Origin of the sequence: Massilia sp. Se16.2.3 (assembly GCF_014171595.1) — a bacterium.
Classification (GTDB): domain Bacteria; phylum Pseudomonadota; class Gammaproteobacteria; order Burkholderiales; family Burkholderiaceae_D; genus Telluria.
On the sequence record NZ_CP050451.1, the window covers coordinates 444,547 to 461,582 of the forward strand.

A 17,036-nucleotide genomic window follows, 5' to 3' on the forward strand; every position below is an offset into this window, starting at 1 on the left:
AATCTGGGAAGCACTCATTCAGGTCAAAAAACATCCAGGGTCCAGCTCGGGGCCCGGTCAAGGACGGCCGACGTTGGTGTTCAGCCGGGTATAGCCGGGAATAGACTTATAAAACGAATCGAGCGGATTGCCAAGCCCCAGGCGCGACAGGCCGTTCAGCTCGAGCTGGAAGAACATGCGCGTCGAGGTGGCTTGCGCCGCCGTCACGAAGCGCTGCGCCCCCATCCGGAAGACCCAGCAATCGGCCTTGTATTCCAGGCCGCCCAGGCTTTCCAGCACCTTGTGGTCGCGCAGCGAGTAGCTGACGCGCCCGACGCCGTACCAGCGCATCGACAGCGGCCACTGCGCCGAGATGTCGGCATTGCGGAAGCTGTCGCGCACGAAACGGTATTCGGCGTTGAGCACTTTCATCGGCCCCGGGGTGAAGCGTACGCCATGGCTCTGGCTGTACACGCTCTTGCCGGTCGCATCGTATTGTACGCTGCTGTCGAAGTTCCAGTTATCGATGATGCGGCCCGACGCCGCCAGCAGCAGGTCGGACTTGCCCTGGCCGTTCGGCGAACGGCCCACGCGCGGCTCGGTGAGATAGAAGCGCTGGCCGATGGCCATGCGCAGGCGCTCGGCGCCGTCCGGCTCGATAAAGCGCGACACCACGGCCGCGGTCAGCTGGTTGGCGTCCGACACCCGGTCGGCACCGACGAAGCGGTTTTCGCTGAACAGCTGGGCGTAGCTGAAACCGGCCTCGCCGGTATCGAAGCTCGGGAATTCGTCCTGGTTCTTGTAGGGCGTGCGCACGTAGAACAGGCGCGGCTCGAGGGTCTGGGTGACGGCGGTGCCGAACAGCTTGGCGTCGCGCTCGAACACCATGCCGCTGTCGATCGAGAACATCGGCAGCGTGCGCGACAGGCTGGTGCGGTTGGTCGGGCTGCGCGAATTCTCGTCCATCGCGTACTTGGTCGCGTGCAGCATCAGCTTCGGCGTGATGAAGTAGCCAGGCTGGATCCAGGGGTAGCTGACCTGCGACACGGCCACCAGGCGGTTGCCGGTGTCGAAGGTCGGATGCGCGAAGCGCGTCGCCTCGGCATCGAAGGCCCAGTCGAAGCCTTTCACGTCGTAGCGCCCGGTGTGGAAATTAATTTGCGGCAGGCGGTCGTAAGGACGCGGAATCGTCAGGCGCGGGTCGGCTTTCGACGCCGGCTCCTGCAGGATCTGGAAGTTCTGGGCGCGCGCGGAGAGGCTCCAGTACTGGGTGCCGTAGCTGGTATAGAGCTCGCGCACCAACTGGCGCTCGGCGCTGGTCGAGACCGTGCGCGAAAAGTCGCTCGGGTATTCGTCGTCGGAGGCGGCGTTCAGGTTCCAGCCGGCGCCCCAGCCCGGTGCCAGGGTCTGGTTATGTACCGAATTGACCAGCCAGCGGTCGGTCTTGGTGATGCGGTCGTTCGGCAGGACTTCGATGTGGGTTTCGCCGCCATACGTGCCACGCTTGGTCTCGCCGATGTAGCGTGCCGTGGCGCCGAGCTGCAGGCCGCGGTCGAACATCATGCGCGGGAACACCGTCAAATCGCGGTTCGGCGCGATGTTGAAGTAATACGGCACCATGATCTCGGACTTGCCCTTGGCGCCGAAGTCGAGCGTCGGCGGCAGCCAGCCGGAACGGCGCGCGCCCGAGAGCGAGAACGACAGCGCCGGCGTCGCCAGGATCGGCACGTCCTTGAAATAGATGACGGTCTTGCCAGCGGTGCCGACGTCGCGCCCGGAATCGAGGCGCAGCGTGCTCGACTTCAGGTACCAGTCGGGATTCGGGCCTTCGCAGGTGCTGTAGGTGCCGTCGACCACCAGGGCCTGGTCTTCGCTGAGGAAGTCGATGCGGTCCGCCCCCCCTTGCGCATTGTTCATCTGCAGGTGGTATTTCGGGTTGAGCACCCAGCCCCGCCCCGTGGACATGTTCATCTGCAGCGAATCGCCCTGGTAGCGGTCGCCGAAACGCCACATCTGGACGTTGCCGCTGGCCGTGACCTCGTCCTCGACCAGGCGATAGCAGGCCGTATCGGCCTTCAGTTTCGACTGGCCGCGGGTGATTTCGACGTCGCGGCTGAGGTTGATCTCGCGGTCAGGACGGCCGCCGATCTCCTCGGCGCGCACGGTAACGGGAAGGTCTTGTTCGTCTGCATGGGACGCGGCCGGAGCGACCTGCGCATGCAAGGGCCCCGAGGCCACGGTGACGAGAGCGGACAAGGCAAATGCCCGCCGCTGCGGGAATGGTAGGGCCGTAAACCAGCTCATGGAATCTTGGGCTGCACCATAAAGGGCGATTTTTTGGATTGAATCCCTTATTATATGGGAATTGCCTCCCTCAACCGGTTTTACCTGGACGTTTCATGTCTTCTCTGTATCAAAACACCCCCAATTCCGCCGAGCAGGACGCGCGCCTGGCACTGCTGACCGAATGGCTGGGCACGACGGGCCTGGTGGACACCGGTTCGCGCCGGCCGGCCTCGTCGGATGCGAGTTTCCGCCGCTACTTCCGCCTCGATGTGGCGCCCGCGCTACGCGCGAAACTGGGCGACACGCTGATCGCCATGGACGCCCCGCCGGAGCGCGAAAACGTGCCCGCCTTCATCCACGTGCAAGGCTTGCTGCAGGACGCCGGCGTCACCGTGCCGGCCATCGTCGCACGCGACGTCGAGCGCGGTTTCCTGCTGCTGTCGGACCTCGGCACCACGACTTACCTGCAGCGTCTCGATGCCGACAATGCCGCCTTCATGTACTCGGATGCGGTCGATGCCCTGATCAAGTTCCAGATGGCCAGCCGCCCGGGCGTGCTGCCCGAGTTCGACCGTGCCTTCGTGCTGCGCGAAATGAACCTGTTCCCCGAGTGGTACATCGGGCGCCACCTGGGCGTGACCCTGGACGAGAAACAGCAGGCGCAACTCGATAAAGTGTTCGAGGCGATCACGTCGAACGTGCTGGCCCAGCAGCAGGTGTTCATGCACCGCGATTTCCACTCGCGCAACCTGATGTTCCTCGACAGTGGCAACCCGGGCGTGCTCGACTTCCAGGACGCCGTCTACGGCCCCGTCACCTACGACCTCGGCTCGCTGCTGCGCGACGCCTACATCCAGTGGGACGAAGAGATCGTGCTCGACTGGGTCGTCCGTTACTGGCAAAGCGCCAAGCAGGTCGGCCTGCCGGTGAACCCGGACATCGACGCCTTCTACCGCGACTTCGAGTTCATGGCCCTGCAGCGCCACCTGAAGATCCTCGGTATCTTCTGCCGCCTGAACTACCGCGACGGCAAGGCGATCTACATGGGCGACTTGCCGACCGTGCTCGACTACGTGCGCAAGACCGCCAACCGCTACACTGAACTCAAGCCGCTGCTGCGCCTGCTCGACGCGTTCGAGGACAAGGCACCGCAGGTCGGCTACACCTTCTGATTTTCCGGATAGCCCCATGAAAGCCATGATCCTCGCTGCCGGCCGCGGCGAACGCATGCGTCCGCTGACGGACGCCTGCCCGAAACCCCTGCTGGAAGTGCGCGGCCGTCCGCTCATCGTCTGGCACATCCTGAACCTGGTGCGCGCAGGTATCCACGACATCGTCATCAACCACTCCTACCTCGGCCACATGCTCGAGGAGGCGCTGGGCGACGGCAGCCAGTACGGCGCGCGCATCCAGTATTCGCACGAACCGACCCCGCTGGAAACGGCGGGTGGCATCGCCAACGCCCTGCACCTGCTTGGCGACGAGCCTTTCGTGGCGCTGTCGGGCGACATCTACGCACCCTATTTCGATTTCACGCAGGTGTTCGACGCGCTGCCGGACAAGGACGCGGTCGGCCAGCCTATCCCCGCGGATAAACGCGACATCGCCTGGCTGTACCTGACACCGAACCCGTGGCACAACCCTGAAGGCGACTTCGGCATCGACATGTATACGCTCTCGAACGAGGGCGATCCGAAGTGGAATTTCGGGAACATCGGCGTGTATCGCCGCGAAATGTTCGACGGCATCGCCCCGGGCGAATTCGTCAAGTTCGGCCCGCTGATGCGCAAGTTCATCGCGCAAGGCCGCGTCGGCGGCGAAATCTACCACGGTCCCTGGGTCAACGTCGGCACCGTGCGCCAGCTCGAGGAACTCAACGCGCCGCTGGCGAAGAGGTCGGGCCAGTGACCCCGTTTGCCGCCCGCCGCGCGCGCCCGGCCGAGGCCATGGAGCCAGGCGCCGTGGCGGTGCTGGCCACTGCGCCGGGAACCGTGCGCAACGGCGACGCCGACTACCCGTACCGGCACGACAGCTATTTCTATTACCTCAGCGGTTTCACCGAGCCGGAAAGCGTGCTGGTACTGGTGGCCGCGCAGGGAAGTACGCCCGCGCGTTCGATCCTGTTCTGCCGTCCGAAGGATGTCGAGCGCGAGATCTGGGACGGTTTCCGCCACGGCCCCGAGGCCGCGCGCACGGCCTTCGGCTTCGACGAGGCCTGGCCTGTGTCGGAACTCGATGCGCAGATGGCCTGCCTGCTGGCCAACGCCCCTGCCCTGTACTACGCGATCGCGCAGAATGCGGCGCTCGATGCGCAAGTGGCTGGCTGGCTGAAAGCCGTACGCGCGCAGTCGCGCAGCGGCGTGACGGCGCCAGGCCGCAGCCACCACCTGTTGGCGCTGCTCGACGAGATGCGCCTGGTAAAAGACGAGAGCGAGCAGGCGCTGATGGCGCGCGCGGCCGCCATCTCGGGCGGCGCCCACGCGCGCGCCATGCGTGCTGCCCGTCCCGGCATGTTCGAGTACGAACTCGAGGCCGAGCTGCTCCACGAATTCCGCCGCCATGGCGCCCAGGCCCCGGCCTATACCCCGATCGTCGCCAGCGGCGCCAACGCCTGCATCCTGCACTACAGCGCCAACAACACGCAGACCCGGGACGGCGACCTGGTGCTGATCGACGCCGGCTGCGAATTCGACAGCTATGCCGCCGACATCACGCGCACCTTCCCGGTGAACGGGCGTTTCAGCGAACCACAAAAGCGCTTGTATGAACTGGTGCTGCGCGCCCAGGAAGCGGCACTTGCCGCCATCGTCCCCGGCCGGCCCTACAGCGACGTGCACGACGCGGCGGTGAATGTGCTGGTCGAGGGCATGCTCGAACACGGCCTGCTCGATCGCGCGAAATATGGCAGCGTCGACAACGTGCTGGCCGAGCGCGCCCATACCCGCTTCTACATGCACGGCACCGGCCACTGGCTGGGACTGGACGTGCACGACACCGGCAGCTACCGCGACCTGGCGCGCGAAGGCAAGCCTTCGCGGCCTCTCGTGCCGGGCATGGCGCTGACAGTGGAGCCGGGCATTTATGTGCGTCCTGGGCCGGACGTGCCCGAGCAGTTCTGGCACATCGGCATCCGCATCGAGGACGATGTGATCGTCGGCGATGCGGGGGCGCGGGTGCTCTCGGACGCGGCACCGAAAACGGTGCCTGACATCGAAGCGGCAATGAAGGGAGCGTGAAGATGGAGCAGCACCAGGACAATGTCGATATCGCCATCTGCGGCGCCGGGCCGGTCGGCCTGGCCCGGCGGCGCTGCTGGCGCGGCGCGGCATCGAGGGCAAGCGCATCGCCCTCATTGATGCGCGCGCGCGCGCGCTCGGCCAGTCAATTTCCGACCCGCGCTCGATCGCGCTGGCCTGGGGCAGCCGCCTGCTGCTCGAGGAAGTCGGCGCCTGGCCGCTGTCGTCCACAAACGCATCCACGCCCATCCACAGCATCCACGTCTCGCGCCGCGGCCACTTCGGGCGCAGCCTGATGGACCGCAGCGAACACGACCTGGAGGCGCTCGGCTACGTCACCCGCTACGGCGAGGTCGTCGATGCGCTGGCCCGTGCGGTCGACCGCGCCGGCGTGCAGGTGATCCGTCCGGCCCGCGTTGCCGCGCTCGACGAAGGCGGCGAACACGTCACCTTGAGGCTCGACGACGGCCGTACCGTGACTGCGCAGGTGGCGGTCGGTGCCGAAGGCGGCGTGTTCGGCCAGCAGGAAGACAAATCGCAGACGCGCGATTATGGCCAGAGCGCCGTCATCGCCCGCGTCACGGCCGCCAGCCCGATCCCGCATCGCGCCTTCGAGCGTTTTACCGACGAAGGCCCGCTGGCGCTGCTGCCGCAGGACGGCGCTGACGGCCATGGCTACGCGCTGGTCTGGTGCGTCGCTCCGGCGCGCGCCGAGCAGTTGCAGGCGATGGAGGAAGCGCGCTTCCCGGATGAATTGAAAGAGGCCTTTGGCGGCCGCCTTGGGCGTTTTACCCGGGTATCGCCACGGATCACCTATCCGCTCGGCCTGAACGCCGAAGCGCGCGCTACCACGCGCACGGTCGCCATTGGCAACGCGGCGCAGACCCTGCACCCGGTGGCCGGACAAGGCCTGAACCTCGGCCTGCGCGACGCCGCCGTGCTGGCACGCCTGCTGGCACGCTGTCCCGGACCGGAAGCCGTGCAGCGTTTCCTCGACGAGCGCGCGCAAGACCGCAAGCTCACCATCGCCCTGACCGACACGATGGCGCGCGCCTTTGTCGGCAGCGGGCCGCTGCAATCGGTGCTCGGCCTGGGCCTGGCGGCGCTCGACGCCGTGCAGCCGGCGCGCACGCTGCTGGCCGAACTCATGATGTACGGGCGGCGCGGCGGGTCGTCGTTCATGCCGCACCGGCAAGGGTAGTTCGCAGTACAGCGGCAGCGTATGCAAGGGGACGCCAGCAGCCATCGTTCGTAGGGTGGACTCCCGAGTCCACGCGTTGCAGCGCGTGAACGTCGAAACGATGGTTCGATCGGCAAAGCGTGCCCACCCTGCGACTTGAGGTCCGTCCATCGAAATACCGTTTCGATCCGCATGCGCCGCACCGCGTGGGCACGGAGTGCCCACCCTACGCCGCAGCAGCCCAAGCCACCGTAGGGTGGGCTCTTGAGCCCACGCGGTGTCATCGTCAGTTCATCGGCGTCGCGGACAAGGTATCGCAGACCCAACCTGGTCTCGCCTGGTCGCGACATGAATGCATTTCCACTGTCGTTCACGGCGCCTCTCATTCACTGGTAAGACAGCGTGGGGTCATTGAAGCCGGGGGCTTCAATGACAAGCCCACCCTACGACAAGTACGCCTACCCTCCCGTCACCAAAGATTGCGTCAATTTTTCTTGACACGGTTTGCGCTGTCAATTAATCTTGACACGTCAAGAAGTCTTGACAAGCTGCTCGACCAGGGAGACCCATGACCACCACCGCCACACCCACCGAACTGTCTGCCACCCAGCGCGCCAGCCTGCATCGCGCCATTGAATCGGCCGTGATCGACCATGCGTCGCTCAGCAAGGACCCAGGTGACGAGGCGCTCAATGCCTCGCGCCTGGTTGCCGCCAGCAGCGCGGGTTTGCAGATCTGCGAGGGCTTGCAGAAGGAAGCCGTGCAGCGTGCACGTGGCGCCGGGCGCTCGTGGGCCGAACTCGGGGCGCTGATGGGCATCACGCGCCAGGCCGCGCAGCAGCGCTTCGCCCCGTCGGCATCGAAAGAGTGGTTCACCAAGGAGTGGGTGGCCGTGCATGAAGGACACGAAATCATCGTGCGCAATTCGTGGACGGGCGGCGCCAGGCTGTTCGTCGACGGCGTACAGGTCGCCGAAAACCGCGAGTTCCTCGCGCTCGACAAGCGCCGCGTGATGATGTCGGCGCAGGTCCCGCGCAAGGACGGCTCGGCCTTCCTGGTCGAGATCCATGCGTATGCGCTGCTCACCGTCAGCGTCAAGATTGTCGTGGACGGGAAACAGATCGGGGGAGAGGTGTTCTAAGGGGCGGGTGACCGGGTGTGGCCGATCACCATCGGGCGGCACAGCCGCACGGCCTACGCCGTCGAATAAGCGCGCAGCGCGTGAATGAGACCCCCGGCCTCATTCACTCCACGGCCTTCACCATCGACTCGATCACCTTCTTCGCGTCGCCAAACACCATCATCGTGTTCGGCTGGTAGAACAGGTCGTTGTCCAGGCCTGCGTAACCCGATGCCATCGAGCGCTTGTTGACGATAATGCTTTTCGCTTTATAGGCTTCGAGGATCGGCATGCCGGCGATCGGCGATTTCGGATCCTTTGCCGCCGGGTTGACGACGTCGTTCGCGCCCAGCACCAGCACCACGTCGGTCTGGCCGAATTCTCCGTTGATGTCTTCCATCTCGGCGACCTGGTCGTAGGGCACCTCGGCTTCGGCCAGCAGCACGTTCATGTGGCCCGGCATGCGCCCGGCCACCGGGTGGATGGCGTAGCGCACCGTCACGCCGTGGGCGGTGAGTTTATCCACCAGTTCCTTCACCGTGTGCTGGGCGCGCGCCACGGCCAGGCCGTAGCCCGGCACGATGATCACGGATTCGGCGTTCTGCAGGATGAAGGCGGCATCCTCGGCCGAGCCGGACTTCACCGGGCGCTGCTCTTTCGCGCCGCCGGTATCGACGGCCGCCTCGCCGCCGAAGCCGCCCAGGATGACGTTGAAGAAGGAGCGGTTCATCGCCTTGCACATGATGTACGAGAGGATGGCCCCGCTCGAGCCCACCAGCGAGCCGGCGATGATCAGCATCGAATTATTCAGCGAAAACCCGATGCCTGCCGCCGCCCAGCCCGAGTACGAGTTCAGCATCGACACCACCACCGGCATGTCGGCGCCGCCGATCGGGATGATGATCAACACGCCCAGCAAAAACGAGAGCGCGGCCATGATGGCGAACGGCGTCCAGGCCGGCGCCACCGCCTCGTCGAAGCAGAACACGAGGCCGAGGGCGACGATGGCAATCGCGATGACGAGGTTCAGGATGTGCTGGCCGCCAAAGCGCACCGGCGCGCCCTGGAACAGGCGGAACTTGTATTTGCCCGACAGCTTGCCGAAAGCGATCACGGAACCCGAGAAGGTGACGGCACCGACGAAGGTGCCGATGAAGAGCTCCAGGCGGTTGCCGAAGGGGAGCGCCTGGCCGCGGGTGGCGATGTTGAAGGCCCAGGGCTCGGACACGGCGGCAATCGCGATGCAGACGGCCGCAAGACCGATCAGGGAGTGCATGGCCGCGACCAGTTCCGGCATCTTCGTCATCTCGACCCGCTTGGCAGCCAGCGCGCCGATCGCGCCGCCGCCGGCCACGCCGAGGAGCACCAGCGGGAAGCCCATGCGTCCGCCGGTCACCGCGCCATAGGCGAATTCGGCCTGCAGCTTGAAGATCAGGGCGACCGTGGTGGCCACCGCGATGGCCATGCCGGCCATGCCGAAGGTGTTACCGAGGCGTGCGGACGAAGGCGAGGACAGGCCTTTGAGCGCCTGGATGAAACATACCGAGGCCACCAGGTAGAACAGCGTGACCATGTTCATGCTGATGTGATTCATGCGCCCTCCTTCGCGGCCTGGATCTTCTGCGCCGTGCCCGCGTCAAGCGCGCGCTTCGGTTCCTTCTTCTTGAACATCTCCAGCATGCGCTGGGTGACGAGGAAGCCGCCGAACACGTTGACGGCCGCCAGCGCGACGGCGATCGTGCCCATGGTCTGGCCCAGCGCGCCTTCGGTCAGGCCTGCCGCCAGCATGGCGCCGACGATGATGATGGCGGAGATGGCGTTGGTGACGGCCATCAGCGGCGTGTGCAGCGCGGGCGTGACGGTCCAGACGACGTGGTAGCCGACGTAGATGGCCAGCACGAAGATGATCAGGTTGATGATGGTGTGGCTGATTTCCATGGGGGTTCCTTTTCCTATACCTTATTTGCGCAACACTTCGCCGTCGAGGCAGAGCAGCGTGGCGCGAACGATCTCGTCCTCGCGGTCGATCACCAGCTTGTCTTCCTTGTCGATGACGAGCTTCAGGAAGTCGAGCACGTTGCGCGCGTACAGGGCCGAGGCGTCGGCCGCCACCAGCGCCGCCAGGTTCGGCTCGCCGATGATGTGCACGCCATGTTTTACCACCGTCTTGCCCGCTTCCGTCAGCGGGCAGTTGCCGCCCTGCTCGATCGCCATGTCGACGATGACGGAGCCCGGCTTCATCGCCTGTACCGTTTCTTCGCGAATCAGGATCGGCGCGGCGCGGCCGGGGATCAGCGCGGTGGTGATGATGATATCGGCCAGTTTCGCCCGCTCGTGCACCAGCTCCGCCTGGCGCCGCATCCAGTCCGCCGGCATCGAGCGCGCATAGCCGCCCACGCCTTGCGCGATCTCGCGCTCTTCGTCGGTCAGAAAAGGCACGTCGATGAATTTCGCGCCCAGCGACTCGACCTGCTCTTTGACTGGTGGACGGACGTCCGAGGCTTCGATCACGGCGCCCAGGCGTTTCGCCGTGGCGATCGCCTGCAGGCCGGCGACACCCACGCCCATGATCAGCACGCGCGCCGCTTTCACGGTGCCGGCGGCCGTCATCAGCATCGGCATGAAGCGCTGATAGGTGTTCGCCGCCAGCATCACGGCCTTGTAGCCGGCGATGTTTGCCTGGGAGGACAGCACGTCCATCGACTGCGCGCGGGTGATGCGCGGCGCCGCTTCCAGCGCGAACGCGGTCAGGCGGCTCGCTGCCATGGCGGCGATGTTCTCGCTGTCGAAAGGATTGAGCATGCCGACGACCACGGTGCCGGGACGCATGCGCGCGCGTTCGGCCTCGTTCGGGGCGCGTACTTTCAGGACCAGGTCGGCCGCGAAGGCCTCGTCGGCGCCGCCGATGCTGGTTCCGGCCGCGGCATAGGCCTCGTCCGTGACCGCCGCATGCAGCCCGGCGCCGCTTTGTACGACGACCTGGTGTTTCCCCGTCAGTTTCTTGACTGTTTCCGGAGTTGCCGCTACGCGGGTCTCGCCCGGCCGTGTTTCGGCCGGAATGCCGATTCTCATGCATTCCTCCTTGCTGTTGATGTTATCTTCACAATCTAACACGTAAACACAGCCATTCTCACCACCAGAAGTGACAGGCTGGAACCTATTTCAGTAGAGAGGAGGAAGTTGATGACAGTGCATGGCGAGCGAGGGCAAGGCGCGAGGAGGCCGCATGGCGAGCCATGCAACGACGAGCAACGCAGCACCCGCTTGTCAGGCGCGTCAGCAACGACTCATTCTCTACTGAGATAGGTTCCGGGCAAGACGGGTAGTTTGCGCCCGAAAGCGATACAGCCTGGCGGCAAGGTCGCGTTTTTTTGTATCAAATCAAGGCTTTTGGCGTATTTTTGCTGCACTGCACACGTACTGGCGAGCAACGGTTTGCGCCGCGCTGTAGAATATCGGCTCATTTGTCGAGGACGCGCATGACCCATACCTTCAGACCGTCAGTCACCGTTGCCGCCATCATCGAACGCGATGGCCGTTTCCTGCTGATCGAGGAAGAGACGAGCGAAGGCATCAAGCTGAACCAGCCGGCCGGCCACCTCGATCCGTATGAATCGCTCGAACAGGCGGTCGTGCGCGAAGCGCTGGAAGAAACAGCGCACGAATTCATCCCGAACGGGCTGGTGGGCATGTACATGTCGCGCTATTACTCGAAATCGCGCAATGCCGACGTCACCTATTTGCGCTTCACCTTCTGCGGCAGCGCCGGCAAACAGTACGACCAGCCGCTCGACGAAGGCATCCTGCGTACACTGTGGATGACGCGCGACGAAATCGCGGCCTCCAGCCATCGCCACCGCAGCCCCATCGTGCTGCAATGCGTGGACGATTACCTGGCTGGCAAGCGCACCGACCTGGGCCTGCTCTACACCCATCCCTCGGTATTTGCAGAAGAGTTAACAACGGACCGGACGTAACATGAGCAAGAAAAAAGTCGTGATCGGGATGTCGGGCGGCGTCGACTCCTCGGTCGCGGCCTGGATGCTGAAGGAACAGGGCTACGATGTCGTCGGCCTGTTCATGAAGAACTGGGAAGACGACGACGATTCCGAATACTGCTCGACGCGCCAGGACTGGATCGACGCGGCCAGCGTGGCCGACGTGGTCGGCGTCGACATCGAGGCGGTCAATTTCGCCGCCGAATACAAGGACCGCGTGTTCGCCGAATTCCTGCGCGAATACCAGGCCGGCCGCACGCCGAACCCGGACGTCCTCTGCAACGCCGAAATCAAGTTCAAGGCCTTTCTCGACCACGCGATGAAGCTCGGTGCCGATTTGATCGCCACCGGCCACTACGCACGCGTGCGCGAAAACCCGCTTGGACAATTCGAGCTGCTCAAAGCCTTCGACCACACCAAGGACCAGAGCTATTTCCTGCACCGCCTGAACCAGGCGCAGTTGTCGAAGTCGCTCTTCCCGCTTGGCGAAATCCCGAAGACGGAAGTGCGCAAGATCGCCGAAAAGCTCAAACTCCCGAACGCGGCGAAAAAGGATTCGACCGGCATCTGCTTTATCGGCGAGCGCCCTTTCCGCGAATTCCTGAACCGCTACCTGCAGCACAAGCCGGGCCCGATGAAGCTCGATAACGGGCAGACCGTCGGCGAACATATCGGCCTGTCCTTCTATACGCTCGGCCAGCGCAAGGGCATTGGCATCGGCGGCCTGAAGTCGCACAAGAATGCGGATGGCACCAGCGAGCCGTGGTTCGTCGCGCGCAAGGACGTGGCGACCAATACGCTGTACATCGTGCAGGGTCACGACCACCCGTGGCTGTTATCAAGCAGGCTGGAAGCCGGCCAGGCCAGCTGGGTCGCAGGCGAAGCGCCGGCCCGCGGCATGCTGTCGGCCAAGACGCGCTACCGCCAGGCCGACGTGCCCTGCGAAGTGCTGGCCGATGGGCCGGACCGTTTCGCGCTCGATTTCCTTGAGCCGCAATGGGCGGTCACGCCGGGCCAGTCCGCCGTGCTCTACGACGGCGACATCTGCCTCGGCGGCGGCATCATCGACGGCGCCCTCGGCGCCTGAACACCGGTGGGGCCGCCCGGTCCCGCCTCTCTCCTCTCTCCGTTCCCTGCCCGCGCTGCCGCAGGCGCCTGCTTTTGCACGTCTGGCAACTTGCACGCCCTGTTTTGGTGCCGACGCAACACATTTTGTACATTCAAGGGATATTTCGCAGTCTCGCCTTGAGTTTCCACTGGGCAAGCCGTTACTCTTCATTGCCATCCGGCAAAATCGAAACCGGCCACCCTCTGACGGGACGTTTTTACTGGTTTTGAGAAAATCATAGAAAACGTCAATAACATGAACATTGCAAACTTGCGTGTCCGCACGCGCCTCTTCGCCGGCTTCGGCATCCTCTGCGCCTTCCTTCTCGTCATCGTCCTGTTCAGCACGGCCATGCTCGCCCGCATCAACCAGGACACCAGCGACATCGCCAACGACCGCATGCCGAAGATCGCGGCTTCGCATGCCGTCCTGACGGAGGTGAACACGATTTCGATCGCCTTGCGCAACATGATGCTCAACGCCGACCCGGCCGACCGTGCCGCACAAACCGCGGACATCCAGAAAGCGCGCGCCGCGATCGATGCCACCCTGGCCGAACTGCAGCAGACCATCGCCAGCGTCGAAGGCAAGGCTCTGATGAGCACCAGCCTCGACTACAACGCGAAGGCGGTCACCGCGCAGGATGCCCTGCTGCGCCATATCAGCGCCGGCGAGCTCGACCAGGCCGCCGCCTTCCTGAAGGATCAGTACCGCCCGCTGCTGGGCGAATACCGCAAGGCCCTGAACGCGCAGATCACGCTGCAAAGCAGCCTGGCTACCAAGGCCGTCGCCGAAGCGGGGCGTACCTATGACAATACGGTGCGCACGATGGTCGCCCTGGCCGTGGTGATCCTGGTCCTGGCCGGCCTGATCGCCTGGCGCATCACGATATCGATCACCCGTCCGGTGGCGCGCGCGCTGGCGATTGCCGAAACCGTCGCCGCGGGCGATCTCACCAGCCAGATCGAAGTGAACACGACGGATGAACTCGGCCAGATGTTGTCAGCACTGAAGAAGATGAACGAAAGCCTGGTCGCCACCGTCTCGACGGTGCGCACCGGTACCGACCTGATCGCATCGGCCTCGTCGCAGGTGGCCGCCGGCAGCCTCGACCTGTCAAGCCGCACCGAGCAGCAGGCCAGCGCGCTCGAGGAAACGGCGTCCTCGATGGAAGAGCTGACCTCGACCGTGAAGCAGAACGCGGAGAACGCGCGCCAGGCCAGCACCCTCGCCGACGCCGCCTCCACGGTCGCCGAACGCGGCGGCCATGTGATCAGCCAGGTCGTCGGCACCATGGATGCGATCAACGATTCGTCGGCGCGCATCACCGACATCATCGGCGTCATCGACGGCATCGCCTTCCAGACGAATATCCCCGGCGCTCAATGCCGCCGTGGAAGCGGCCCGGGCCGGCGAGCAGGGCCGCGGCTTCGCGGTCGTCGCCAGCGAGGTACGCAACCTGGCGCAGCGTTCGGCTGCCGCGGCGAAAGACATCAAGGGCCTGATCGCCGATTCCAGCAGCAAGGTCGGCGACGGCAGCCGCCTCGTCGGCGAAGCCGGCGACACGATGCAGGAGATCGTCGACAGCATCCGCCGCGTCACCGACATCATGGGCGAAATCAGTGCCGCCAGCCGCGAGCAGAGTGCCGGCATCGAGCAGATCAACCAGGCCGTCAACCAGATGGACCAGGTGACCCAGCAGAACGCCGCGCTGGTCGAGGGAAACCTCGGCCGCCGCGGACGCGATGCGCAGCCAGGCAGCGACGCTGGCAACCACGGTGGCGGTGTTCCGTACCGGCGGCGATGCCGGCCGTGTCCAGCCAGCGGCAGCGGCAGCGGCCGCCGCCGCCAAGGCCCCGCGCCTGTCCAGGCCGGCGGTACCGCGCACGAGCGCCAAGCCGCAGGCGAGCGCCAACGTGCAGGCGGGCGCAGGCAAGGCGCAATTGGCGAGCGCCGGTGCCGACGGCTGGGAAGAGTTTTAAGCGAGCGTTCCGGAACGCGTGCCGGCTGCCCGTCCGGACGGCAGGCGCTAACGACGGCGCAGCGATAGTCGCTGCGCCGTTTTCATTTGCACGGTACTGTGGCGGACTTCAGGCGCAGGCCAGGGCCGCGCTCTTGCACTTCGCACGCGGACGCGCCGGTGCTGCTTCGGCGCGAATCCAGCGCGCGAATTCTTCCGGGGCCAGCGGCCTGGCATACAGATAGCCCTGCACCTGGTCGCAGCCGGCGCCGGCAAGGAAGCGCGCCGCCGATGCCGTCTCCACGCCCTCGACCACCACCACCTGGCCCAGGTCGTGCGCCAGCGTGATCATGGTGCCGACCAGCGCGCGCCTGCGCTCGTCGCTGTCGACGTCGCGGATGAAACTCTGGTCGATCTTGACGACCTTCGCCGGCACGCTTTGCAGGTAGGCCAGGCTGCTGTAGCCGGTGCCGAAATCGTCGATCGCCAGCTGCACGCCGCTCGTAGCCAGCGCTTCCGGGGTGGCGCCGGCCAGCGCGCGGTTGGTCATCAGCGCGCTTTCCGTGATCTCGAGCGCCAGCGCGCCCGGTTCCAGGCCGTGCGCACGCAGCCGCGCCAGGACGTGTTCGCAAAAGTCCGGCTCGAGCAAATTCACAGCCGAGACATTGACCGCCAGCTGCAGGTGCATGCCGGCGGCGTGCCATTGCGCCAGCTGGCGCAGCGCCTGCTCGATCACCCAGCGCGTGGTGGCGCGCGCCAGGAAAGTCTGCTCGATCACGGGGAAGAATTCGCCGGGCGAGATGTCGCCCAGCACCGGATGGCGCCAGCGCAGCAGGGCCTCGGCGCCATGGCAGCGGCCCGTTGCCAGCTCGACCTTCGGCTGGAACACCAGGCGCAGCTGGCTGTCGTCCGCGAGCGCCGCACCGAAGTCGTTGACGATGCGGAAGTGGCGCATGAAGGCGGCGTTCTGCTCGGCCGAGAACAGGCGCACCCGGTCCGAGCCTTCGATGGCGTCGTGGGCGGCGCTGAACAGGTCGCGCAGCAGGTCGACCGGATCGGCCTGGCCGACCGCGAACGGCACCACGCCGATCGTGGTGGTGGTGACGAAGCGGGCAATGGTCGTGCCGGCGCGCAGGTCGAGCCAGGCATGCAGCCACTCGCAAAAGCGTGCGGGATCGACATCCGGCTCGGCCACGAAGGCGAACTGGGTCGTCCCCACGTGGTACAGCTTGCGCGCCGGACCGAGCGCCGCGCGCAGCATGCGCGCCGTCTCCAGCACGATCTCGTCGACATACGAGGTGCCCATCGCGCGCACTGCGCTGCTGAGCTGTTCGGGCGTGGCCAGGCTCACCAGCGCGGCGAAGCGCGGCTCGCCGGCCGGCCGCTCGAGCGCCAGGTCGGCCAGGTCCTCGGCGAACTGGTTGCGGTTGGGGACGCCGCTGACCGGGTCGATGCGGCCGATCGCATGCTGCAGCTCGATCTGCGCCATCACCATCGCGGCCAGGTCGGCCAGGCCGGCGCGCTCGCGGTCGCCGATACTGCGCGGCTGGAGGCCGAGCACGCACATCGCGCCCGGGCAGTAGCCATCGCGCGTCATCAGGGGCGCGCCGGCATAGAAACGCACGCCGCTGGCGGCCAGGTTGCTGTCGCGGTAGTAGGGATCTTCCCGCAGGTCGGGAATCACCAGCAGGGCGCCGCTGTCGGCCACCTGCGCGCAGGGCGCGCGTTCGCGCGGGATTGCGCGATGGTCCACGCCGACGCGCGACTTGAACCACTGGCGGTTGGCGTCGGTGAGCGACACCGCCGCGATCGGCAGCTGGAACAGCTGGGCGGCCATGCGGGTGATGCGGTCGAAGGCTTCGTTCGGTGGCGTATCGAGCAGGTCGAGCTTGTGCAGCGCGTCGAGGCGGGCTGCTTCCGGTGCCGGCAGGTGTTGATGACTCATGGCGATCCTTGTCCACTGCCGGCCGGGGCCGATCTATAAATGATGAAAATGATGAATTCATTCTGATCGTCAAATTGCCTTGCGTCAACAATTATTTGCCATTCTGGCAGATTTGCGACAGAATTGTCCCTGCTCAGCAATAATGCCGTGGCGAGCATCATCATTTCCGGCAATTTTGTTGTTTCCGCCGGTAAAATAGCGAACAGTTATCGCAATCCTGGAAA

The 17,036-nt window shown here is 65.3% G+C and carries 11 protein-coding genes and 2 pseudogenes; 8 read left to right on the top strand and 5 right to left on the bottom strand.

The genetic code is table 11. From position 1 onward, the window contains the following. Positions 1 to 57 precede the first annotated feature (57 nt). Entirely contained in the window at positions 58 to 2,283 is a 2,226-nt protein-coding gene (locus G4G31_RS02125; RefSeq protein WP_182990099.1) for an LPS-assembly protein LptD, read from the bottom strand. Positions 2,284 to 2,378: 95 nt separating this feature from the next. Here G4G31_RS02125 and G4G31_RS02130 point away from each other — a divergent pair, with 95 nt between their 5' ends. The 5 genes and pseudogenes from G4G31_RS02130 (at position 2,379) to G4G31_RS02150 (ending at position 7,822) form a co-directional block, all read left to right on the top strand. Then, entirely contained in the window at positions 2,379 to 3,437 is a 1,059-nt protein-coding gene (locus G4G31_RS02130) for an aminoglycoside phosphotransferase family protein (protein WP_182990100.1), read from the top strand. A gap of 16 nt (positions 3,438 to 3,453) precedes the next feature. Then, a complete protein-coding gene (gene murU / locus G4G31_RS02135; protein WP_182990101.1) occupies positions 3,454 to 4,173 on the top strand; it encodes an N-acetylmuramate alpha-1-phosphate uridylyltransferase MurU in 720 nt (239 codons plus the stop codon). Further along, positions 4,170 to 5,501, top strand: a complete 1,332-nt coding sequence (gene pepP / locus G4G31_RS02140; protein ID WP_182990102.1) for a Xaa-Pro aminopeptidase — start codon at positions 4,170 to 4,172, stop codon at positions 5,499 to 5,501. The genes murU and pepP overlap by 4 nt, the downstream gene beginning before the upstream one ends. Before the next feature lie 2 nt (positions 5,502 to 5,503). Further along, a pseudogene (locus G4G31_RS02145) lies at positions 5,504 to 6,702 on the top strand (FAD-dependent monooxygenase). A gap of 547 nt (positions 6,703 to 7,249) precedes the next feature. Next, entirely contained in the window at positions 7,250 to 7,822 is a 573-nt protein-coding gene (locus G4G31_RS02150; RefSeq protein ID WP_182990103.1) for a hypothetical protein, read from the top strand. 103 nt (positions 7,823 to 7,925) lie between these two features. Here the strand turns inward: G4G31_RS02150 and G4G31_RS02155 are convergent, their stop codons facing one another. The 3 genes from G4G31_RS02155 to G4G31_RS02165 are packed head-to-tail and all read right to left on the bottom strand — an operon-like array spanning position 7,926 to position 10,873. After that, positions 7,926 to 9,395 (bottom strand): NAD(P)(+) transhydrogenase (Re/Si-specific) subunit beta, encoded by a 1,470-nt coding sequence (locus G4G31_RS02155; protein ID WP_182990104.1) that lies wholly within the window; start codon positions 9,393 to 9,395, stop codon positions 7,926 to 7,928. Beyond that, positions 9,392 to 9,739: an NAD(P) transhydrogenase subunit alpha gene (locus tag G4G31_RS02160; RefSeq protein ID WP_182990105.1), complete on the bottom strand. Its 348-nt coding sequence runs from the start codon at positions 9,737 to 9,739 to the stop codon at positions 9,392 to 9,394. Before G4G31_RS02160 ends, G4G31_RS02155 begins: the two co-directional genes overlap by 4 nt. A gap of 21 nt (positions 9,740 to 9,760) precedes the next feature. Then, positions 9,761 to 10,873, bottom strand: a complete 1,113-nt coding sequence (locus G4G31_RS02165; RefSeq protein ID WP_182990106.1) for a Re/Si-specific NAD(P)(+) transhydrogenase subunit alpha — start codon at positions 10,871 to 10,873, stop codon at positions 9,761 to 9,763. A gap of 407 nt (positions 10,874 to 11,280) precedes the next feature. On the opposite strand from G4G31_RS02165, the gene G4G31_RS02170 reads away from it, so the two are divergent. The 3 genes and pseudogenes from G4G31_RS02170 (at position 11,281) to G4G31_RS02180 (ending at position 14,889) form a co-directional block, all read left to right on the top strand. Beyond that, a complete protein-coding gene (locus G4G31_RS02170; protein ID WP_182990107.1) occupies positions 11,281 to 11,778 on the top strand; it encodes an NUDIX hydrolase in 498 nt (165 codons plus the stop codon). 1 nt (position 11,779) lies between these two features. After that, positions 11,780 to 12,886 (top strand): tRNA 2-thiouridine(34) synthase MnmA, encoded by a 1,107-nt coding sequence (gene mnmA, locus G4G31_RS02175; protein ID WP_182990108.1) that lies wholly within the window; start codon positions 11,780 to 11,782, stop codon positions 12,884 to 12,886. Between the two features lie 276 nt (positions 12,887 to 13,162). Further along, positions 13,163 to 14,889: pseudogene (locus G4G31_RS02180) on the top strand (methyl-accepting chemotaxis protein). Positions 14,890 to 14,997: 108 nt separating this feature from the next. Here G4G31_RS02180 and G4G31_RS02185 read toward each other — a convergent pair. Beyond that, positions 14,998 to 16,812, bottom strand: a complete 1,815-nt coding sequence (locus G4G31_RS02185) for a bifunctional diguanylate cyclase/phosphodiesterase (RefSeq protein ID WP_182990109.1) — start codon at positions 16,810 to 16,812, stop codon at positions 14,998 to 15,000. Between the last annotated feature and the right edge of the window lie 224 nt (positions 16,813 to 17,036).